Origin of the sequence: Helicobacter sp. (genome assembly GCF_022511165.1) — a bacterium.
In the GTDB taxonomy this organism is placed as follows: Bacteria; Campylobacterota; Campylobacteria; order Campylobacterales; family Helicobacteraceae; genus Helicobacter_C.
On the sequence record NZ_JAFLSB010000081.1, the window covers coordinates 1 to 668 of the forward strand.

The 668-nt window shown below is 41.0% G+C and carries 1 protein-coding gene; it reads right to left on the reverse strand.

Annotated features, from left to right (window positions below):
- Positions 1–668 (reverse strand): hypothetical protein (locus J1E28_RS07790; RefSeq protein ID WP_291028487.1); only part of this gene is annotated, 668 nt, incomplete at both ends.

A 668-nucleotide genomic window follows, 5' to 3' on the forward strand; every position in this document is an offset into this window, starting at 1 on the left:
TCATCTGCACTTTCACTTACTTCATCGCCCCCACTTACTTCATTTGCAGAATCTGCTATATCCTCTAATTCTTTGCCCTCTGTTTGAGCTACTTCTCCTACTTCTTCATCTGCTATATCTCCCAAATCCTTAGGAATATCCTCACCCTCATTTTTAGCTTTATCTGTGTTTTCGTCTGCTGAAACCTCATCGGATTCTTGAGCTTGTTGAGAATCCTCATTTTTGCCTAACTCATCTAAAGCAGTAAAATCAAGTTCGACATCTAGTTCATTGTCTGTATTTTCTGCCTCATCTGCAGAAAGCTCCAACTCCTCACCCTCTGTTTGCGCTACTTCACTTACTTCATTTGCAGAATCTGCTAAATCTTCACTTGGCGCGGATTCTGCACTCTCTATTGCTGCATCAGTTTCACTAAGCTCTCCACCTAAATCTACATCTCCCTCTAAATCTGGTATTTCCTCATTTGATTGAGCAGATTCGGCATCTGCATTTTCTTCATTTGCTTCATCTAATGCAGTTTCGCCATTATCGCTTATATCATCTGGGAGATCTAAAGCAGCATCTGCGTCTAAATTTTCTGTGAATTCTCCCTCATCTGCACTTTCACTTACTTCATCGCCCCCACTTACTTCATTTGCAGAATCTGCTATATCCTCTAATTCTTTGCC